18 protein-coding genes are annotated in these 19,515 nt (G+C 63.2%); 6 read left to right on the top strand and 12 right to left on the bottom strand.

The genetic code is table 11. From position 1 onward, the window contains the following. Position 1: 1 nt before the first annotated feature. The 5 genes from IVB42_RS32780 to IVB42_RS32760 form a co-directional block, all read right to left on the bottom strand. Positions 2 to 430, bottom strand: a complete 429-nt coding sequence (locus IVB42_RS32780) for a globin family protein (RefSeq protein ID WP_026233298.1) — start codon at positions 428 to 430, stop codon at positions 2 to 4. A 119-nt stretch (positions 431 to 549) separates the two neighbouring features. Continuing rightward, a complete protein-coding gene (locus tag IVB42_RS32775; protein WP_018457089.1) occupies positions 550 to 1,929 on the bottom strand; it encodes an MFS transporter in 1,380 nt (459 codons plus the stop codon). 338 nt (positions 1,930 to 2,267) lie between these two features. Beyond that, positions 2,268 to 3,062, bottom strand: coding sequence for an ABC transporter ATP-binding protein (locus tag IVB42_RS32770; protein ID WP_085352123.1), 795 nt, complete (start codon positions 3,060 to 3,062; stop codon positions 2,268 to 2,270). 11 nt (positions 3,063 to 3,073) lie between these two features. Next, positions 3,074 to 3,970, bottom strand: coding sequence for a nitrate ABC transporter permease (gene ntrB, locus IVB42_RS32765; protein ID WP_085352122.1), 897 nt, complete (start codon positions 3,968 to 3,970; stop codon positions 3,074 to 3,076). Between the two features lie 60 nt (positions 3,971 to 4,030). Further along, on the bottom strand, positions 4,031 to 5,350 hold the full coding sequence (locus IVB42_RS32760) for a CmpA/NrtA family ABC transporter substrate-binding protein (RefSeq protein ID WP_085352121.1): 1,320 nt from the start codon (positions 5,348 to 5,350) through the stop codon (positions 4,031 to 4,033). A gap of 676 nt (positions 5,351 to 6,026) precedes the next feature. Here IVB42_RS32760 and IVB42_RS32755 point away from each other — a divergent pair. Continuing rightward, positions 6,027 to 6,866, top strand: coding sequence for a formate/nitrite transporter family protein (locus IVB42_RS32755; RefSeq protein ID WP_018457093.1), 840 nt, complete (start codon positions 6,027 to 6,029; stop codon positions 6,864 to 6,866). A gap of 55 nt (positions 6,867 to 6,921) precedes the next feature. Further along, on the top strand, positions 6,922 to 8,658 hold the full coding sequence (locus IVB42_RS32750; protein ID WP_247300324.1) for a bifunctional protein-serine/threonine kinase/phosphatase: 1,737 nt from the start codon (positions 6,922 to 6,924) through the stop codon (positions 8,656 to 8,658). 23 nt (positions 8,659 to 8,681) lie between these two features. Here IVB42_RS32750 and IVB42_RS32745 read toward each other — a convergent pair whose 3' ends face one another. Together IVB42_RS32745 and IVB42_RS32740 are read right to left on the bottom strand one after the other, a co-directional pair. Further along, on the bottom strand, positions 8,682 to 9,356 hold the full coding sequence (locus IVB42_RS32745; RefSeq protein ID WP_247300278.1) for an SDR family oxidoreductase: 675 nt from the start codon (positions 9,354 to 9,356) through the stop codon (positions 8,682 to 8,684). 42 nt (positions 9,357 to 9,398) lie between these two features. Then, the gene (locus IVB42_RS32740) at positions 9,399 to 10,268 is read right to left on the bottom strand and encodes an NmrA/HSCARG family protein (RefSeq protein WP_247394472.1); all 870 of its coding nucleotides are present in this window, start codon (positions 10,266 to 10,268) and stop codon (positions 9,399 to 9,401) included. Positions 10,269 to 10,368: 100 nt separating this feature from the next. Here IVB42_RS32740 and IVB42_RS32735 point away from each other — a divergent pair, with 100 nt between their 5' ends. Continuing rightward, on the top strand, positions 10,369 to 11,262 hold the full coding sequence (locus IVB42_RS32735) for a LysR family transcriptional regulator (protein ID WP_247394698.1): 894 nt from the start codon (positions 10,369 to 10,371) through the stop codon (positions 11,260 to 11,262). Between the two features lie 31 nt (positions 11,263 to 11,293). Here IVB42_RS32735 and IVB42_RS32730 read toward each other — a convergent pair whose 3' ends face one another. Then, positions 11,294 to 12,211, bottom strand: coding sequence for an intradiol ring-cleavage dioxygenase (locus IVB42_RS32730; protein ID WP_247394474.1), 918 nt, complete (start codon positions 12,209 to 12,211; stop codon positions 11,294 to 11,296). 169 nt (positions 12,212 to 12,380) lie between these two features. Here IVB42_RS32730 and IVB42_RS32725 point away from each other — a divergent pair, with 169 nt between their 5' ends. Beyond that, a complete protein-coding gene (locus IVB42_RS32725; protein ID WP_247394478.1) occupies positions 12,381 to 13,655 on the top strand; it encodes a serine hydrolase domain-containing protein in 1,275 nt (424 codons plus the stop codon). Between the two features lie 49 nt (positions 13,656 to 13,704). Here IVB42_RS32725 and IVB42_RS32720 read toward each other — a convergent pair whose 3' ends face one another. From IVB42_RS32720 to IVB42_RS32705, 4 genes are all read right to left on the bottom strand, one after another. After that, positions 13,705 to 15,024 (bottom strand): TRAP transporter large permease, encoded by a 1,320-nt coding sequence (locus IVB42_RS32720; RefSeq protein ID WP_018457100.1) that lies wholly within the window; start codon positions 15,022 to 15,024, stop codon positions 13,705 to 13,707. Further along, on the bottom strand, positions 15,021 to 15,536 hold the full coding sequence (locus IVB42_RS32715; protein WP_085352116.1) for a TRAP transporter small permease: 516 nt from the start codon (positions 15,534 to 15,536) through the stop codon (positions 15,021 to 15,023). The genes IVB42_RS32720 and IVB42_RS32715 overlap by 4 nt, the downstream gene beginning before the upstream one ends. A gap of 84 nt (positions 15,537 to 15,620) precedes the next feature. Further along, positions 15,621 to 16,619: a TRAP transporter substrate-binding protein gene (locus IVB42_RS32710; protein ID WP_247471847.1), complete on the bottom strand. Its 999-nt coding sequence runs from the start codon at positions 16,617 to 16,619 to the stop codon at positions 15,621 to 15,623. A gap of 374 nt (positions 16,620 to 16,993) precedes the next feature. Further along, a complete protein-coding gene (locus IVB42_RS32705; RefSeq protein ID WP_026233301.1) occupies positions 16,994 to 17,227 on the bottom strand; it encodes a hypothetical protein in 234 nt (77 codons plus the stop codon). A 137-nt stretch (positions 17,228 to 17,364) separates the two neighbouring features. Here IVB42_RS32705 and IVB42_RS32700 point away from each other — a divergent pair, with 137 nt between their 5' ends. Both IVB42_RS32700 and IVB42_RS32695 read left to right on the top strand, forming a co-directional pair. Then, the gene (locus IVB42_RS32700) at positions 17,365 to 17,709 is read left to right on the top strand and encodes a DUF1236 domain-containing protein (protein WP_018457104.1); all 345 of its coding nucleotides are present in this window, start codon (positions 17,365 to 17,367) and stop codon (positions 17,707 to 17,709) included. A 346-nt stretch (positions 17,710 to 18,055) separates the two neighbouring features. Continuing rightward, complete coding sequence (locus IVB42_RS32695; protein ID WP_247394714.1) at positions 18,056 to 19,513, top strand: sensor histidine kinase; 1,458 nt, start codon at positions 18,056 to 18,058, stop codon at positions 19,511 to 19,513. The last annotated feature ends 2 nt before the right edge of the window (positions 19,514 to 19,515 follow it).

Here is a 19,515-nt window from a genome sequence, read left to right as displayed (position 1 = left end):
CCTATTCAGCGGCCTGCGACTGTGCGCCGTAGGCCTCGGACATCATGTAGCCGGACAACACGCCGTAGGCGTCGGTCCAGGCGGTAGCGAGTTCGGGCGTCCAGGCCTCGCCAAGGCCCTTCTCCAGGGTCCACAGCAAGGTCGCGCCGACCACGGGGTAGTGCTCGGCCTTGGCGCCGTAGCCGACGTGACGCTTCGCAAGCGCGGAGGCCGCCGGAAGAATCGAGTCCAGATTCGACAGACCGCCGACGACGGCGGCGAGCATGCCCATCAGCTTCTTGCGCTGCTCGGTCATGTCCTCGGGGAACATCGCGCGCACGGATGGCGCCACCTCGAACAGGCGATCGTAGAACAGCACCGCGGCCTGCGCGGAAATCGGCGCGACCTTGGCAAAGCTCTGCTGCACGAGGGTGATCTGTTCCGGCGTCATGATGTTCTCCTGCCTGTTGGGTTTGCCTTGGTGCGCGCCATTGCGAACCAGGTTCATTGTCAAACTGTCGGGCAATGCTTCTCCCCGCGTATGGGGAGAAGCGAGATTCGTACCAAGTATTAGACACGCGCGCCGGCGAGGCTTGACGCGCCTTCGCCCTGCGGGCTGCGACGCAGATAGAACCACCAGGTCAGCGCGAGGCAGGAGGCGTAGAAGCCGAGATAGATCGCGAGCGCGAGCTGCGGCCCGCCGGTCAGCGCGATCGACTTGCCGAACCCGGTCGGGATCAGATAGCCGCCAACGGCGCCGACCGCGCCGATGAAGCCGACCGCAGCACCGCTCTCGATGCTCGCCGTCTTCAAGGCGACCGCGCGCTCCGCATCGCCCTTGCCGCGCACCCTGAACAAGTTCTGCTCGCGGAAGATCGAGGGGATCATGCGGTAGGTCGAGCCGTTGCCGATGCCCGTCGTCACGAACAGGACCAGGAACATCGACAGAAAGCCGATGAAATCCTTGTGCCCGACGAAGTAGAGCACGCCGATCGTCGCGCCTGCCATGACAATGAAATTCCAGAACGTGATGACCGAGCCGCCGATCCTGTCGGCAAGCCAGCCGCCGAGCGGCCGCGACAGCGAGCCGACCAGCGGCCCCAGGAACGCGATCGCAATCGTCACTTGCGGGAACTGGGTCTTGATCAACAGCGGAAATGCAGCCGAGTAGCCGATGAAGGAGCCGAACGTGCCGATATAGAGATACGCCATGATCCAGGTGTGCTTGCGCCTGACCACGGCGAGCTGGTTCTTGATCGACGACTTGGCCGTGGTCAGGTTGTTCATGAAGAACACTGCGCCGAACACCGCGATCGCGATCGGCAGCACCCACATCAGGCCGGCGTTCTGGAGGAAGACGCCGTCGACGGGCGATGCCTGGAACAGGTTGATGACGGCGAGCGTCATCAGGATCGGGGTCAGGAGCTGCACGCTGGAGACGCCGATATTGCCGCCGGCCGCATTCAGTCCGAGCGCCCACCCCTTCATCCGGTCGGGGAAGAAGAACGAGATGTTCGTCATGCTGGAGGCAAAATTGCCGCCACCGAGACCGGCGGTCGAGGCAATCAGCAGCATCAGCCAGAACGGCGTGTCGGGCTGGCCGACGAAATAGGCCAGCGAAAGCGTCGGAATGAGCAGGATCGCCGCGCTGAAGATGGTCCAGTTGCGCCCGCCGAAGGTCGTCACCGCGAAGGTGTAGGGAAAGCGCATCAACGCGCCGATCAGCCCGGGCACCGCGACGAGCTGGAACAGCTGGTCGGTGGTGTAGTGGAAGCCCGCCTGCGGCAGCTTGGTGGTGACGATGCTCCAGATCAGCCAGACCGAGAAGCCGATATGTTCGGCCACGATCGACCAGATCAGGTTGCGTCGCGCGATAGTCTTGCCGGTCGCATTCCAGAACGCCTCATCTTCGGGGCGCCAGTCTGAAATCCAGGTTGGATTCTTCGTCATTGAGTATCCCTTCTTGCCTCACCGCTGCGTCGTTGCAGGCTCAGCCTCCGGCCACGGAGGCGCGCGCCGAGGCCAAGCCCCGGTGGCGAGTTCACGATGCTGATTGATGATGTTGAGGGACGTCGTCGTTGGCGTCGCGGTCGGTGTTTCAATTTCCGTGCCAACTGCGCGCATTCCGGAAACGCAGGAAATTCAGGAGCTTGTTCGTCGTGCCCCAAATTCTTGCAGCACTATTTCGCACGCAAATTTTGCGATTCGCTCAATCCCTGTGCGCCGCACAAGGATTGAGCTTGATGATTCAAAATTAGGCGTTGCGTGAGCACCTGTTGGTGACGCGCCTACGCGGCTTCGACGAAGCGATGACGCTCATAGAGGAATTCGAGCACGCGCTGCCGGCACTTCAGGTAAGTGACGTTGGTCGCGAGTTCGAGCCGCTTGCGCGGCCGCGCCAGCGGCACCTCCAGCACCTCGCCGATGCGCGCGCTCGGCCCATTCGTCATCATGACGATGCGATCGGACAGCAGCACCGCCTCGTCGACGTCGTGGGTGATCATCAGAATGGTGTTGCCGAGCTTCTGATGCAGCGCCATCACCGAATCCTGCAAATGCGCGCGGGTCAGTGCGTCGAGCGCGCCGAAAGGCTCGTCGAGCAGCAATACTTTCGGCTCCATGGCAAGCGCGCGGGCAATGCCGACGCGTTGCTTCATGCCGCCGGAGATTTCCGAGGGCCGCTTGTCCTTGGCATGGGCCATCTGCACGAGGTTGAGATTGTGCATGACCCAGGCGTCGCGTTCGGCGCGCTTCTTGGTCTTGGCGAAGACCTTGTCGACGCCGAGCCGGACGTTCTCGTACACGGTCAGCCATGGCAACAGGCTGTGGTTCTGGAACACCACCGCGCGATCCGGTCCCGGCGAGTTCACCTCGCGGTTCTCGAGCAGCACGCCGCCCATGGTGGCGTTGGTCAGGCCTGCGATGATGTTGAGCAGGGTCGACTTGCCGCAACCGGAATGGCCGATGATCGAGACGTATTCGCCCTTGTCGATGGTGAGATTGATATCCTTCAGCACCTCCGTGGAGGCTGCGCCGCGGGTGAAAATCTTGTCGACGTGGTCGAGCTTCAGATAAGCGGTCATGTGCTTCCCCTTTAATTCAGCGCGGTGCCGCGGGTGACGATCTTGCCGGCGCCTGCGATCAGGCGGTCGAGCACGAAGCCGATGATGCCGACATAGAACAGCGCCAGGATGATTTCGCTGATATGCGAGGAGTTCCAGGCGTCCCAGATGAAGAAGCCGATGCCGACGCCGCCGATCAGCATTTCCGCGGCGACGATCGCGAGCCATGACAGGCCGATGCCGATGCGAAGTCCCGTGAAGATGTAGGGCGCGGCGGCAGGGATCATGATCTTGGCAAAGAACTCGAGCGGGTTGAGCTGCACCACTGCGGCGACGTTGCGATAGTCCTGCGGAATGTTGCGGATGCCGACCGCGGTGTTGATGATGATCGGCCAGACCGAGGTAATGAAGATGACGAAGATCGCCGACGGCTGGCCGTCACGGAAGGCCGCGAGCGAAAGCGGCAGCCAGGCCAGCGGTGGGATCGTGCGCAAGACCTGGAACAGCGGATCGAGCCCGCGCATGGCCCAGACCGACTGGCCGACTAGGACGCCGAGCGCGATGCCGGCGATGGCGGAGAGCGAATAGCCGAGCGCGACGCGCTGGAGACTGGCGGAGAGATGCCAGAACAGACCCTTGTCGATGCCGCCATGGTCGAAGAACGGATCGAGGATCAGCTCCTTGGTGTCCTTGAAGACTTTTGACGGCGGCGGCAGCGCCGAGCCGGCGCGACGGCAGACCAGCTCCCATATCAGCATGAGCAACGCGACCACGACGAGCGGCGGGATGACGCGCACGGCGGTCTCCCGCGCCATCCGCGCGTAAGTCTCCGATCGCGGCGGCCGCTTCGGTGTCATCGCGACGACCGGCGCGGCAGCGCTCGCAGGCTTCGCGGTCTCAACCTCGATCTTCGTGGCGGGCATGTTCATCGCAATATCTCTCCGGCTGCAAAAGACGATGCGGCCGCCCGGAGGCGGCCGCTGGCGCCATCAGACTTCGACGCGCTTGATCGCGAGCGACTTCAGATAGGCAGCGGGATTTTCCGGATCGAACACCTTGCCGTCGAAGAAGGTCTCCTTGCCGCGCGACGTAGAGGCCGGGATCTCCGCACTTGCGACGCCGAGCGTCTTGGCCGCATCGCGCCACATGTCCTCGCGGTTGACCTTGGCGATCAGCGCCTTGGTGTCGAAATTCGCCTCGTACTTGCCCCAGCGGATGTCCTCCGTGAGGAACCAGAGGTCGTGGCTCTGGAACGGATAGGAGGCGAAGTCGCGCCAATACTTCATGATGTGCGGGGAGTTCTCGACCACCTTGCCCGGGATGCCGTAGTCGAACTTGCCAGCGGTGCGGTCGAGCACGTCTTCGACGGGGCAGTTCATCCACTGCCGCTTGCCCATGATGGCGGCAAGCTCGGCCTTGTTCTCGGCCTTGTCCGACCATTGCTGCGCTTCCATCACCGCCATCAGCAGCGCCTTCGAGGCCTTTGGATATTTATCGACGAAGGCGGCGCGCATGCCGAAGGATTTTTCCGGATGCTTGTTCCAGAGTTCGCCGGTGTTGATGGCGGTGTAGCCGATGTTCTGATGGATCAATTGCAGATTCCAGGGCTCGCCGACGCAGAAGCAATCCATGGTGCCGACCTTCATGTTGGCCACCATCTGCGGCGGCGGCACCACGATGGTCTCGATGTCCTTGTCGGGATCGATCCCGCCGGCGGCGAGCCAGTAACGGATCCAGAGGTCATGCGTGCCGCCGGGGAAGGTCATCGCGGCCTTCACGGCCTTGCCCGAGGCCTTCTTCTTCTCCAGCGCCGCCTTGAAGGGCGTGGCGTCGACGCCGAGCTTCAGGTCGGCATATTCGTTGGCGACGGAGATGCACTGGCTGTCGAGATTGAGCCGCGCCAGGATGTACATCGGCGTTGGCTGATTGTTCTGCGTCACCTTGCCGGCCGAGATCAGATACGGCATCGGGGTCAGGATATGCGCCCCGTCGATGCCGTTGCCTTCGGAGCCGAGCACGAGATTGTCCCGCGTGGTGCCCCAGGAGGCTTGCTTCTGCACGTCGGTGTCGGGCATGCCGTATTTGGCGAACAGGCCCTTGTCCTTGGCGACGAACAACGGGCCGGCATCGCTCAGCGCAATGAAGCCGAGCTTGGCGCCCTTGACCTCGGGGCCGGCGTCCTGCGCGAACGCGCCGGCGGGGAAATTCAGTTTTACGGCGGCCAGGAGTGCGGCGGTCGAGCCGGCGGCCTTCAACAATTGACGGCGGCTGAGGCCAGTGTCCGACGGCCGGCGGGTGCGCTTGGTCATAGGCGGTATCGTCCTTTGCGTCGTTGCAGAATGATTGCGTCAGTGCACACGAGCAGCCCATCCGGTCCGGTGACGCCTGAAGCAGCGCATGCGAACGCGCGACGGGGAGACCCCCGTCTGGTGGCGTCGGCAATTCGGATGAGAAGTCTCGCGGGACGGCTTCAATGGCGTCGGCCTGGAACTATTCAAGCTTCATGCCAAGCGCCACAACGCAGAAAATCTCGAAAGATCAACACGCTACAGGCAGCGCGCCAGTCTGTCGCAGGCCCGTTCCGCTCGCGAAATTTGCGGCTTGCTCAATATTTGTGCGGCGCACAACAGTTGTGCAGCAGCTCAAGCAAAAGGCCGCATCAAGCGCAAAAGCCGGGGCAGCCAAAGCTCTATCAGATTGATGTTGCTTGCTTTTTTATGAGCCCAGCACACGGCACGCAACTTGCTTCTCCATTTACGTCAATGAAGACTGCGGCTTTGCCGCATTGATGCAGGCGCTGGCGGCTGCATCCCGGAAGCTCAACTGCTTCGCGGCCCTCCTCGGCTCGGTCGTCGTGACGCAATCCCAAAGGCTTCCAACTCTCCATCGCCTCGTGCGCGGCAGGTCAGCCCGCACGGGCAGTGACGTTCAATCGCTCTCGCAGGAGGGCGAGATCTCTTTCTTAGGAAGCAAAAGGAACCATCGATGTCGTATCTCGCGCCTTCGGAATTCGTCACCAAGATGGTGGATGCGGGCGAGTCCAAAGTCTTCATGTCCACCCGGGATACCATCATCCGCGCCTACATGGCCGGCGCCATCCTGGCGCTCGCGGCATGGTTCGCCGTCACGATCAACGTGAACACGGGGCAGCCGCTGATCGGCGCGCTGCTGTTCCCGGTCGGCTTCGTCATGCTGTATCTGCTGGGCTTCGACCTCCTGACCGGCGTGTTCGTGCTCTCCCCGCTCGCCCTGATCGACAAGCGCCCCGGCGTCACCATCGGTGGCGTCTTGCGCAACTGGGGCCTCGTCTTCGTCGGCAACTTCGCCGGCGCCTTCACCGTGGCCTTCATGATGGCTTTCGTCACGACCTTCGGCTTCACGCAGGACCCCGATAAGATCGGCACCGCGATCGGCAATATCGGCGAAGGCCGAACGCTGGGCTACGCTGCGCATGGCGCGGCCGGCATGGCGACGCTGTTCCTGCGCGGCATGCTTTGCAACTGGATGGTCTCGACCGGCGTGGTCGGCGCCATGATCTCGACCTCGGTCCCCGGCAAGGTCATCGCGATGTGGATGCCGATCCTGGTGTTCTTCTACATGGTGTTCGAGCATTCCGTCGTGAACATGTTCCTGTTCCCGTCGGGCCTGATGCTGCACGCAAAATTCTCGATCATGGATTACCTGATCTGGAACGAGATCCCGACCGTGCTCGGCAACCTCGTCGGCGGCCTCGCCTTCACCGGCATGACCCTCTACGCCACGCACGTCATGACCAAGCCGAAGCGCCAGGCCGGCAAGGCCACGTCGCCCCGCGTCGCGGCCTGATACGTCTCGACAGGAGAGCCTCGCCCGATCAGGGTGAGGCTCCCCTTTGCCGGTGATGACGATGACCCGCGGACTTCAGATCTCGGTCGGCCAGCATTCCGACAAGGGTCGCAAGCCCATCAACCAGGATTTTCACGGCGTCCTCGTTCCGGACGAGCCGATGCTCAGCCTGAAGGGCATTGCAGCCGTCCTCGCCGACGGCATCTCCAGCAGCACGGTGAGCCAGATCGCCAGCGAGTCGGCGGTCAAGAGCTTCCTCATGGACTATTACTGCACCTCGGAATCCTGGACGGTGAAGACCTCCGCCCGCCGCGTGCTGGACGCGACCAATTCCTGGCTGCACGCGCAGACGCGCAAGAGCCAATATGCCTATGACCGCGACAAGGGTTATGTCTGCACGCTGAGCGCCATGGTCATCAAGGCGACCACCGCGCACATCTTCCACGTCGGCGACTGTCGCGTCTACCGCGTGGCCGGCAAGGCGCTCGAACAGCTGACCGACGATCACCGGATCATCGTGTCCTCGGAGCAGACCTATCTCGGCCGTGCGCTCGGGATCAATCCGCAGCTCGAGATCGACTACCAGAGTTTCGAGATCGAGACTGGCGACACGTTCCTGCTGGCGACCGACGGCGCCTATGAATTCGTCGACGCGCGTTTTGTCACGAGTGCGCTCAGCGACCATGCAGCCGAGCTCGACGGAGCGGCGAAGGCGATCGTCGAGGAAGCCTACCGGCGCGGCAGCGACGACAACATCACAGTCCAGATCCTCCGCATCGATGCGGTGCCGCAGCGCGAGCCGGCCGGCATCTTCAACCAGACCTCCCAGCTGCCGCTTCCCCCGCTGCCGGAGCCGCGGGCCATCTTCGACGGCTACAGAATCGTCCGCGAAATCCACGCCAGCAGCCGCAGCCATATCTACCTTGCCGTCGACGCAGTGACCGAGGAGCCGGTCGCGCTGAAGCTTCCGTCGATCGATTTGCGCGACAATGCCGCCTACCTGAAGCGCTTCCTGATGGAGGAGTGGATCGCGCGCCGGATCGACAGCCCGCACGTGCTGAAGCCGCTGTCGCAGTCGAAACGGCGCGGTTACCTCTACGTCGCGACCGAATTCGTCGAAGGTCAGACCTTGCGGCAATGGATGACGGACAATCCGCGCCCCGATCTCGAAACCGTGCGCGGACTGGTCGAGCAAATCGCCGCGGGCCTGCGCGCCTTCCACCGCATGGAAATGCTGCATCAGGACCTCAGGCCCGACAACATCCTGATCGACAAGACCGGCACCGCGAAGATCATCGACTTCGGATCGGTCAAGGTGGCAGGCGTCGCGGAAGCCGCCCCGCAGGACGAGACCGACGAAATTCTGGGAACGGTCCAGTACACGGCGCCGGAATATTTTCTTGGGCAAGGCGGCTCGCCGCGCTCCGACATGTTTTCGCTCGCCGTGATCTGTTACCAGATGCTGACGGGAAAGCTTCCCTATGGCACCCAAATCGCCAGGATCCGGCGCAAGGCGGACGTGCGGAGGCTCAAATACCGCCCGGCCGATGACGACAGCAACGTGCCCGCCTGGGTCGACGGCGCGCTCAGACGTGCGCTGCATCCGGATCCCTACAAGCGGCACGAGGATCTGTCCGAATTCGTCTTCGAGCTTCGCACACCCAATCCGGCCTATCTCGACACGCGGATCACGCCGCTCTTGGAGCGCAGCCCGCTGATGTTCTGGAAATTGACCACGGCGGCGCTCGCCTGCGTCGTCGTGGTCCTGCTTGCGATGTTGCACGCGCGCTGATCCGGGTGTCGCCACGCAAAGCATCACCACGTGATCAGCGGAGACCGATGCAGCCAGGTATCGGCGCGCACTTGATCCAGCACGAATGTCGCAACGTCTTCGCGCGCGATGCTACCGCCATGGAAGCCCGAAAGATCCGTCAGGGCCCGGACCGAGCCGCGGCCGGGCTTGTTGTTCAGGATCGAGGGGCGAACCAGGACCCAGTCCAGCCCGCTGTCTTTGACGATTGCTTCCTGCCGGTCCTTGTCGGTGTACACCTTCTTCAGGAGAAGCGGAAAGATCACATTGTCGGCGACAAAGCCGCCGTGCCCGGCACTGTCGCCGGCGCCCATTCCGGTGATGCAAACCAGCCGCGAGACCTGCTCGGCCTTCATCGCGCTCACGAGTGCGCGCGTCGCGGTCGAGAGAAGCGTCACCTCGCGGAACGGGCTTACCGGTGTACCCAGCGCACTGACCACGGCCTCACGGCCTTTGAGGGCTGCGCGCAGGGCTGTTTCATCGCGGGCGTCTCCGACGATAAGCTTCGCCCCCGTGATGTCACGTGCCTTCTCGGCGGAACGCACCAGCACGGTGACGTCGTAGCCTCGCGCCACCGCCTGGTTGACGATCAGGCGACCGGTGGCACCGGTCGCTCCAAGCACCAATATCTTCGTCGCACCTTGCGGATCCGCCGGAACAGTGGCGATTGAAGAGGTCATGATAGGAGTCCTCGTTGTCGTGATGGGGACGTGCCCATGCCGTCAGGCAGAGGCCGCGATTTCGGAGACGAAGTCGCGATAGGAGCGCAGGGGGCGGCCCAACAACGCGGTCAGACGCTCGACGTCGCCGGCTTCGGGGACCATTCCCTCGGTGAGGAAACGCTCGCTCATCAGCCGCATGTCGTAGGCCATCCAGCTCGGCATGAACTGCCGGAGATTCTTCTCGAAGCCGGCGGTATCGTCACCGGGATAGGCGACCGTGCGGCCCAGCACCTCCGACCAGACCGCGGCGGCTTTCGCGCCGGTCAGCGTATCAGGACCGACGAGATTGATGCGCGTGAGCGGAAGCGGTGATGCGGCGCGCTCACGACGGATGAGCTCGAGGGCCGCGATCTCGCCGATGTCGCGCGCATCGATCATGGCGAGCCCCTTGCTCCCGATCGGCATCGGATAGATGCCGTATCCGGTCACCACGTCCTTGATCGTGACGTCGTTGTTCATGAAGTACGCCGGGCGCAGGATGGTGGCGTTGAAGCCCATCTGCTCGATCATCCGCTCGACGCCGAACTTGCCGGCAAAGTGCGGGACGTTCACGTAACGATCGCTGTGGATCACCGAGAGGTACACGACTCGCTCGACGCCAGCCTCGCGGGCGACGTTGAGCGCGATCAGCGCTTGCGTGAATTCATCCGGCACCACTGCGTTGAGCAGGAACAGGGTCGAGACGCCCTTGAATGCGCTGCGGAGCGAGTCGACGTCGAGCAGGTCGCCCTGCACGACGGTGACGCCTGCCGGGAGGTTTGCCTTGGCTGGATCGCGGGCGAGAGCACGGACATCGGCGCCGCGCTTGACGAGCTGTTCGACGACGTGGCGGCCGACGGTGCCGGTTGCACCGGTAACGAGGATGGTCATGGAGATCACTCCGGGTTGGTCAGAAGACACCCGGAAATTAGCGATCCACAAACGAACCGATAGCCGCTATATCTGGACAGACCGTCTCACTGGTGGAACAATGGACCTGCTCGCACTCGCCGATTTCAATCTTGTCGCCCGGCACGGCGGGTTCGGACGGGCCGCGCGGGCCGCCGGACGCCCGAAAGCCACCCTGTCCCGGCGGGTCGCCGAGCTGGAAGCCGCGCTTGACCTCCGCCTGTTCGAGCGTGGCGCGCGGGCCCTGAAACTCACGCAGGAAGGACGTGCCCTTTACGAGCGGACGGGAGCCTTGCTCACAGAGCTCGACGAGACGGCGACAGCGATCGCGTCGGGTGGGGACAGGCCGCGGGGGCGCTTGCGGATCAGCGCGCCCTTGCTGTTCTCGCAGACTGCAATGGGAAACCTCGCGGCTGGGTTCGCGCTCAGATATCCGGAGATCCGTCTTGAGGTCACGACGGAAGATCGCTCCGTCGACATGGTGGAGGAAGGGTATGACCTCGTCATTCGGGTCAATCCCGATCCGGATGACAGCCTTGTCGGACGAATCTTTCTGCGCGATCGGCTGGTGGTCGTGGCAAGCCCGGACCTGAAACGACCGAGGGACGGCATCGCTGTGCCGGCTGTCATGCGCGGAGCGGGCGACCAGCTGACAAGCTGGGAAGTCACGATGCCCAGTGGAAGGTCGCGCATCGCGATTGATCCGGTCCTGCGCCTGTCATCGCTCGTCATGGTTCGCGACGCGGTCCGGGCGGGCGTCGGCGCCGCACGCCTTCCGGTATCACTGGTCAGTCACGACCTGGCTGCCGGCACGCTGGTGCATTGGGGCGACATCGACGGACCAGAGATCGCGTTATGGACGCTCTATCCATCGCGCCGGCTGTTGAGCGCGCGCGTCTCCGCCTTCCTCGACTTCATGAAAGAAGCCTTTCCGATGGGGACGCCTGACGAGCTGGCGGCGTTTATCGGGAGATGAGCGGGCGGCGCGCGCTGCTCGCGCCTGACGGTCAGGCGTGCTCCTCCGCCTTCGTCCCCAGCGGCTTCGGCGCCATGCCGCCGCCGGGCTTGAGGTGGAATTCGTAGGTCATCAGGTGCCATCGCCCGTTCGCCTTGGTGCCGTCGGGCAGCTCGAGATCGTTGCGCGGCTCGACCTTGGCGACGAGGTCGTCCTTCACGCCGAACACCACGTCGGAATCCAGATATTTGTCGCCGTCCATGAAGACGTGGGTGATCAGCGGCTCGTAGCCCTTGGCATTGACCAGGAAGTGCACATGCGCCGGGCGCATCGGGTGACGGTTGGTCTGCACGATCATCTCGCCGACCGGGCCGTCGGTCGGGATCGGGTAGCTGCACGGCAAGATGGTGCGGAAGAAGAAGCGGCCATCGCTGTCGGTGATGAAGCGCGCCCGCGCCGAGGCGCCGACCTCGTCATAGTTCGGCTTCTGCGAGTCGTAGAAGCCGTCATCGTCGGCGTGCCAGACGTCGACGGGGACATTCGCGAGCGGCTTGCCCTTGAGATCGGTGACACGGCTCTGCACGAACATCCGTTCGCCGGTTTGATTGTTCGGAGAGATGTCGGTGCCGTGCGCGGTCACCTTGTGCTCGCCGACATAAAACGGCCCGAGCACGGTGGTCTGGGTGGCGCCCTCGCGCTCGCGGTGGTTGACCGCGTCGACCAGCATGGAGACGCCGAGCACGTCGGACAGCAGGATGAATTCCTGCCGGGTGTCCGTGCATTTCTGGCCGGTGCGGGTCAGGAAATCGATGGCGTATTCCCACTCCTCGAAGGTGAGGCCGGTCTTGCTCACGTAATCGTGCAGCGACTTCACCAATTCCTGGAGTAGGAATTTCGCGCGCGGATCGGGTGTCTGGTCAAAACTCCGGACGACGGCTTCGGTGAGTTCGGTCTCGTTGAACTGGGTCATGGTGCGTTTGCCTGCGTTTTCTCATTGGCCCGTTAGGGATCTCTTGGGCTGCTTGGAGGCGTCCACGCTGGAGCCTACACCAAACAGGCGGCCGGGGTTAAGCGCGACCGGGTTGGAATGAGACCGCCATATCGGCTATCAACGTCGGACAAACTGCCCGGAGGAACTGATGCTTGCTCCCACCCCCGCCTCGCCCGAATCCGTCGGCATGTCCAAGGCCGCGCTCGACCGCGTCGACGCGCATCTGAAGAGCCGGTACATCGATGCCGGCCGCTTCCCGGGCACGCATCTCCTGGTCTATCGCCGTGGCAAGATCGCCCACAGCTCGGTGCAGGGATTTTCCGACGTCGAGCGCAAGCTGCCCGTCAAGGACGACACCATCTACCGCATCTATTCCATGACCAAGCCGCTCACCAGCGTCGCCTTCATGATGCTGGTCGAGCAAGGCCTCGTCGCGATCGATGAGCCCGTCGCCAAGTACATTCCGGAATGGAAGGATCTCGGCGTGTTCGTCGCCGGCACCGCGCCATCCTTCCTGACCCGTCCGCCGTCGCGGCCGATGCTGATCGTCGATCTCCTGCGCCACACCTCCGGCCTCACCTATGGCTTCCAGCAGCGCTCGAACGTCGATGCCGCTTACCGCGCTGAAAAGATCGGCGAGGTCGAGAAATCGGGCACGCTCCAGACCATGATCGAGAGCCTCGCAAAAATTCCGCTGGAGTTCTCGCCGGGCGAGGCCTGGAACTACTCGGTTTCGACCGACGTGCTCGGCTACCTCGTCGGCAAGATCTCCGGCATCCCCTTCGAGCAGTTCCTGAAACAACGCATCCTCGATCCACTCGGCATGACCGACACTGATTTCCACGTGCCGGCTTCCAAGGCCCACCGGTTCGCTGCCTGTTACTCGGCCGACCCGGGTGGCGGCATGACCTTCCATGCCGGCCAGCGCCGCGAGGGCCTGACGTTGCAGGATGATCCAACCAAGAGCTCGTTCCTGTCGCCGCCGTCCCTGATCTCAGGTGGCGGCGGGCTGTGCTCGACGACGGCCGACTATCTCACCTTCTGCCGTGCGCTGCTCAATGGCGGCGAACTCGGCGGCGTCAGGTTGATCGGGCCGAAGACGCTGGCGCTGATGACGACCAACCACATTCCGGGTGGACGCTCGCTGCCGGAAGTGTCGCGCTCGCTGTTCGCGGAAGCCGCCTACAACGGCATCGGCTTCGGCCTCGGCTTCGCCGTGACGATGCGCCCGGCCGAGACGCTGGTCGCCGGCAGCCCCGGTGAATACAATTGGGGCGGCGCGGCCACGACTTCGTTCTGGATCGACCCGGCCGAAGAATTGATCACCATCTTCATGACGCAGGTGCTGCCGTCGAGCGCCTACCCGCTCCGGCGCGAGCTGCGCAGCATGGTCTACGCTGCGATCACCGAGAGCAATCTCTGAGAAAAATGCACCGATTCCGCGGCATCAGAGCCGCGGGATCAAGCCCCGCTCATTTCAACATCTCCGGCACGATCAGGCGCGGCAGGAACAGGGAAACGCTGGGCCAAATAATGAGCGCCGCCAGCACGAGCAGCATGGGGATCAGCATGATCACCGTGTCCTTAAGCGCATAGCGCAGCCGTACCCCGGCGATCGAGCAGGCGATCATCAAGCAGAGGCCATAAGGCGGCGTCACCAATCCGAAGGCGAGCGAGACGATCGAGATGATCGCAAACTGCACCGGATGAAGGTCGACCGATTTCGCCAGCGGTTCGAGAACGGTGCCGACGATGATGATCGCCGGAATGGCGTCGAGGAAGCAGCCCACCACCAGAAAGCAGAACGCGATGAAGAAGCCGGCCCCGATCGCGCCCATGCCCCAGGTCGAGACGTTAGCCAGCAGTTCCTGCGGAATCCTGTAATAGGCCAGCAGCCAGCCGAACGCGCTCGCGGTACCGACGCAGAACAGCGCCACGCCGGCAAGGCGCCCGGTATCGAGCAGCGCCTTGTAGAGTTCGCGCGCGCCGGTTTCACGGTAGAAGAACGTCGACAGCGCCACGGAATAGAGCACTGCGACGCAGGCGGATTCGGTCGCGGTGAACCACCCCAGCAGGATGCCGCCGACAATGATGAACGGCGTCATCAGCGCCGGTATCGAGCGCCAGATGGCGCAGCACATCTCCCTCCAGGTGTCCTTCGGATAGGTCGGATAGCCGCGGCGCACGGCATAGATATGCACGGTCGCCATCTGCGCGCCCGCGATCAGCAATCCCGGCACGATGCCTGCGAGGTACATCGCGGCGATCGAGGTCGAGATCAGTCCGCCCCACACGATCATCAGGATCGAGGGTGGGATGATGACGGCGAGCACGGCCGAGACCGCGGTGATGGCGATCGAGAACGAGAGGTCGTAGCCCTCCTTGGTCTGGGCATCGATGAATATCTTGGACTGGCTCGCCGCGTCCGCGGTGGAGGATCCGGAGATGCCGGCAAAGAACACCGACAGCACCACGTTGATCTGCGCCAGCGACCCCGGCCAGTGCCCGACCATCGAGCGGGACAGCGCGACCAGCCGGTCGGTGATGCCGCCGATGCTCATCAGATTGGCGGTGAGCAGGAAGAACGGCACCGCCAGCAGGATGAACGAATTGTAGGCGTTGAAGGTTTCCTGCGCGAGCGTCATCAGCGACAGATGCGGCTCGATCAGCAGGATCGGCACGCAGGCAAGGCCAAGCGCGAAGGCGACCGGGACGCGGATGATGAGCAGGCCAACGAAAGTACCGAACAGGACCATTGCGGCCTGCCCGGCAGAAAGAACATTGCCGCTCATTGATTTGCCCCAAACAAAATCCGCATCTCGTCGACGATCTGTTCACCGGCGAACACGATCCAGGTCACGCCGGAAATCGGCCAGGCGACGTGGATCAGCCAAAGCGGCAGATCGGCCAGCTCCGAAGTTCTGTTCCAGGCAAAGCGGGTGAACTCGATTCCGGCGGTTACGAACACCAGTGCCAGCGCCAGCACGCCGAGCCGCGCGAGAATCCGGACCATGGCTTCGCTTCGGCGTGACAGGTCAGGCCAGACGTCGACTTCAAAATGCTGCGACTCTCTGATGCCAACCATGGCGCCAATCATGATCGTCCAGATGAACATGAACCGCGCCATCTCCTCGGTCCAGATGTAGGACGGAATCAAAGGCGTGTAGCGCGAGAGGATCTGCAACGTGACCGGAATGACCAGCATGCCGACGGAGGCGGCGAGCAGGATTTCCAGCAGTTTTGCATAGGCCGCCGTTGCTCGGCGCCATGGCGACGGGTTCGGTGGCATCGATATTTCAGTCATCACGACTCCGGGGGATCACAATCACGCAATGGGGCAAGCCGTCTGGCTTGCCCCGACGTCCTGTCGCGTGGGCGGCGACAGTTTTCAGACGACGTTGATCTTCTCGAAAATGCCTTCCGCGCCAATTTCCTTGGCGTAGGTGGCCATCACGGGATCGGCGAGCTTCTTCATGGCGTCCCGTTCTTCGAAGGGAACGCGCTTGAGCTTCCCGGCCTTCTCCAGCGTGTCGAGCTTGACGACTTCTTCACTCGACTCCAGTTGTCGGCCGTAGTCGCCGGCCTCCTTGCCGGCCTTCATGATCGCGTCCTGCAACTCCTTCGGCAAGGTCTTTAGCGTCTTCACCGAGAAGCAGATCGGCCGGCTCGACACGGCGTGTTGGGTCAGGTTGAGATGCGGAGCCACTTCGTAGAACTTCATCGCCTCGACGCCGGCCGCCTCGTTCTCGCCGGCCGCAATCACGCCGTTCTGGATCGCGTTGTAGATTTCGTTGTAGGCGATCACCGTCGGGCTCATGCCTACGGCCGCAAAGGTCTTCGACCAGATCGGCGCGCCCTGTACGCGCACCTTGAGTCCCCTAAGGTCGGCGAGAGTCTTGAGCGGCTTGTTGGCGAAGATATTGCGGATGCCACCGCCGGAATAGCCGATCAGAACGACCTCGGCCTTGGACGCGACTTCGTCGGCGATCGGCGCCAGGATATTGGCTTCGACGACCTTGTTCATGTGGTCGATGCCCTTGAACACGAAGGGCGCGTCGATGAACGGGGCCGCCTTGGCGAAGGTCGACATGTGAGCCGGCGAGACGATGCCGTAATCGACGGCTTTGCCCTGCGACATGTACTCGAAATATTGCTTTTCGAGGCCAAGCGAGGAATTCCTGTGCAGTGTGAAGTTGACGGGCTTGCCGTAGTACTTCTTGACCAGCTCTTCGAACCGGAGCAGGGCCCGGTTGAAGGCGTGGTCGTCGTTGAACTGGACCGCGCCGTTCAATGTGATCGGCGACTGTGCCCTGACGATTGACGGCATGCCCATCGCAGCCGCCGCAGTGGTCGCGCCGAGCCCAGCGAGAAATGATCTTCGCTTCATCGTCTCCCCTCCTTTTGATGCTCCGGCCCTGTCGCCGGGCCGTGAGCGCAGCCGGTATGCGGCTTGCGAGTGGGAAGCGTATGGAAAACCTCGGCGGGACGGAAGTCATTTCACGCGCGGGGGAGGCCCTCTTCGTCGCAGGGCCACCCCTTTCGCGAACTGCTGCACTGCAACTTGCGCTCCTGCCGGTGCGTGGCAGGCCGAGGGGAGCAGCCTCTCTTAGCAGACAGACGGCGTGCGGGCCCGTGCGCTGCACGCACAGACCCGCCTTCCACTGCCGCTTAGTGCATGTGGCCGATCAGATAGATGCCGCCGCCGATCACCAGCACGGCCGGCACGGCCCAGAGAATCAGAACTGGCATTTGTCATCCTCCTCAGTTGGACGTGCAGACCTTGACGGTCTTCATGCCGGCTTCAGCTTCGGTGCGCGATTTGTAGATCGCGCCCGATGGGCTGACCACGGTCATGGACGTGTCCGTCGGCTTCTTGTCGACGATTGTGCACTTCTTCGTCTTGACGTCCTGCACGACATAGAACTCGTCGGCCGCGAACGCCGGCAGGGATATTGCGGAAAGCATCAATGCTGCAGTTACTATCTTCAACTTCATTTGTAGTCCTCCTCCAGAGCCCGAGCCGTCAGCCCGGTCATCTACAAACGGGAAAAAGCGGCAATTAGTTCCCTGAGCCGGGAACGCTGTCCGCAATGAGGGGTTGTTGCGGCGCATGTTCAAACGAGGAGAACGAGATGAAGAAGTTGTTCCTGCTTTCCGCCGCGGCGGTCCTGATGTCGACCGGTGCTTTCGCGCAATCGACCGTCGTGACGACGACCGGGACGGGCCACGCGGCGGCCGTCCAGATCGAGCCGCAGTACCGAACCAAGATCAAATCCTACGTCACCGAGCATCGCATTCGCCCGGTGACCACGAAGGAAAAGATCGTTGTCGGTGCGGCGGTGCCGAGCGACGTCGAGCTTGAGGCCGTTCCCGCAGACTGGGGTCCGTCGCTGACGAAGTATCGCTACGTCTACTCCGGCGATCGCGTGATGCTCGTCGATCCCGGTACGCGCACGGTCGTTCAGGAAATTGATTGATCCAGGTGTAAGGGGGCCGCCTTGAGGCGGCCTCCCTCTCTGGGAGTAGACATTATGAAATCGCATCGAGAGGCCCGGATCGCCGGGCTCAGCCTGGCGGCCGTGTACGCCATGTGTCTCCTACTGACCGCAATCAGCATGAGCTGAGGCGCAGCCGCGGACCGCGCTGCAAAATCTTCTTCCTGGGCGGCGCGTCCGAACGCAAAAATTATTGGCGTAGCGCAAATCCCGCCCCTATGGTCTCCCAAAATCATAAATCCGGCGCTCCCCTGCGCTGGAACCGGGACGCCCGCGTTTGTCAAAGCTCACTTTGCCGGTCCGGCTCGCTCTTCTGGTGACGGGAACGATGTTGCCGCTGATCGTCTTCGCGGTCGGCATTGCCGTCTACAATTACAAACAGGACCGCAACGACGCGACCCGCCGCGTGCTGGAGAATGTGCGCAGCATGCGCCTCGTGCTGGACTCCGAGGTGCAGCGGATGACCGGCGGCCTGCAGGTGCTTGCACTGACGAATTCGCTGCGCAACGACGACTTCCAGAGCTTCCGCCGCATCGCGCTCGGCTTCGTCGACCAGTACGGCAAAGGCGGCCTCGTGCTGATCTCCGATCGCCAGGGCCGGCTGTTGTTTTCCTCCGCGACCGAGGACACCGCAAGCCTGCCGCCACGCGGTCATCTTGAGATCATCGAGAAGGTGTTTGCGACCAGGTCGCCGCAATATTCCGACCTGTTCACCGGCGCAATCAACGGCCGGCAGGTGCTTACGGTCGAGGTTCCGGTGCTCCGCGACGGCGAAGTGATCTACGACCTCTGCTTCAGCCCGCCGGTCAGCACCTTTCAGGACCTGGTGGAAAAGCAACGGCCCGACCGGGATTGGACGGTCTCCCTGCTCGACACCAAGGCTATCGTGTTCGCGCGCACGCCGAACCCTACGGAGATCTTTGGCAAACGGGCTACCGGCGCACTGTACGAGAGTATGTTGCGCACGCCGGAAGCCGCACTCTCGACGGTTTCGCTCGACGGCGTCGCGTTGTCCACCGTCTATACGAGGTCGCGGCTGACCGGCTGGACCATCGTGGCCGGCGTCGCCGAGAGCTCGCTAATCGCTCCGCTCTGGCGCAACATCGCGATCACCAGTTTTATCGGCGGCGTCCTGCTGCTGACCGGCCTGACCTTCGCGGTCCGGATGGCGACCACGATCGCGCGCGGCGAGATGCTGCACGATCTCCTGATCGACGAGCTCAACCATCGCGTCAAGAACACGCTCGCGTTGATGCAGGCGATCGCCGTGCAGACCTTCCGCAGCGCCAGCCGGGACGAGCGGGTAAAATTCGAGGGCCGGCTCGGCGCGCTGGCCGAGGCGCATAATTTGCTCAGCCAGGAGAAATGGGCGGGCTCCGAGCTGCGGGACGTGATCGCCCGCGCGCTCCAGCCGTTCCTGCTGAATAATCCGGAGCGCATCCGCATGGCCGGACCCGCGGTGCCGCTGTCGCCGCGGCTCGCCGTGGTGCTGTCGATGATCGTGCACGAGATCGCCACCAACGCGGCGAAGTACGGCGCGCTATCCAATGAGACCGGCCGGGTCACGCTGGAGTGGCAGGTCATCGCCGATGCGCCGAAGCCGCGGCTGCGCCTGATCTGGACCGAGATCGGCGGACCGCCGGTGACGGCGCCGGTGCAACGCGGCTTCGGCTCGCGCCTGATCGAGCGCAGCGCGCGCGACCAGCTCGGCGGCGAGGCAACGGTCGACTTCCTGCCCCGCGGCGTGGTCTGCACGGTGATTTGCGCGCTGGACGAGGCGCGATGAAC

The sequence above is a fragment of the Bradyrhizobium sp. 45 genome, assembly GCF_023073155.1.
In the GTDB taxonomy this organism is placed as follows: domain Bacteria; phylum Pseudomonadota; class Alphaproteobacteria; order Rhizobiales; family Xanthobacteraceae; genus Bradyrhizobium; species Bradyrhizobium canariense_D.
Note: the sequence above shows the minus strand (reverse complement) of the source record. Positions and strands in the feature narration are given on the sequence as shown.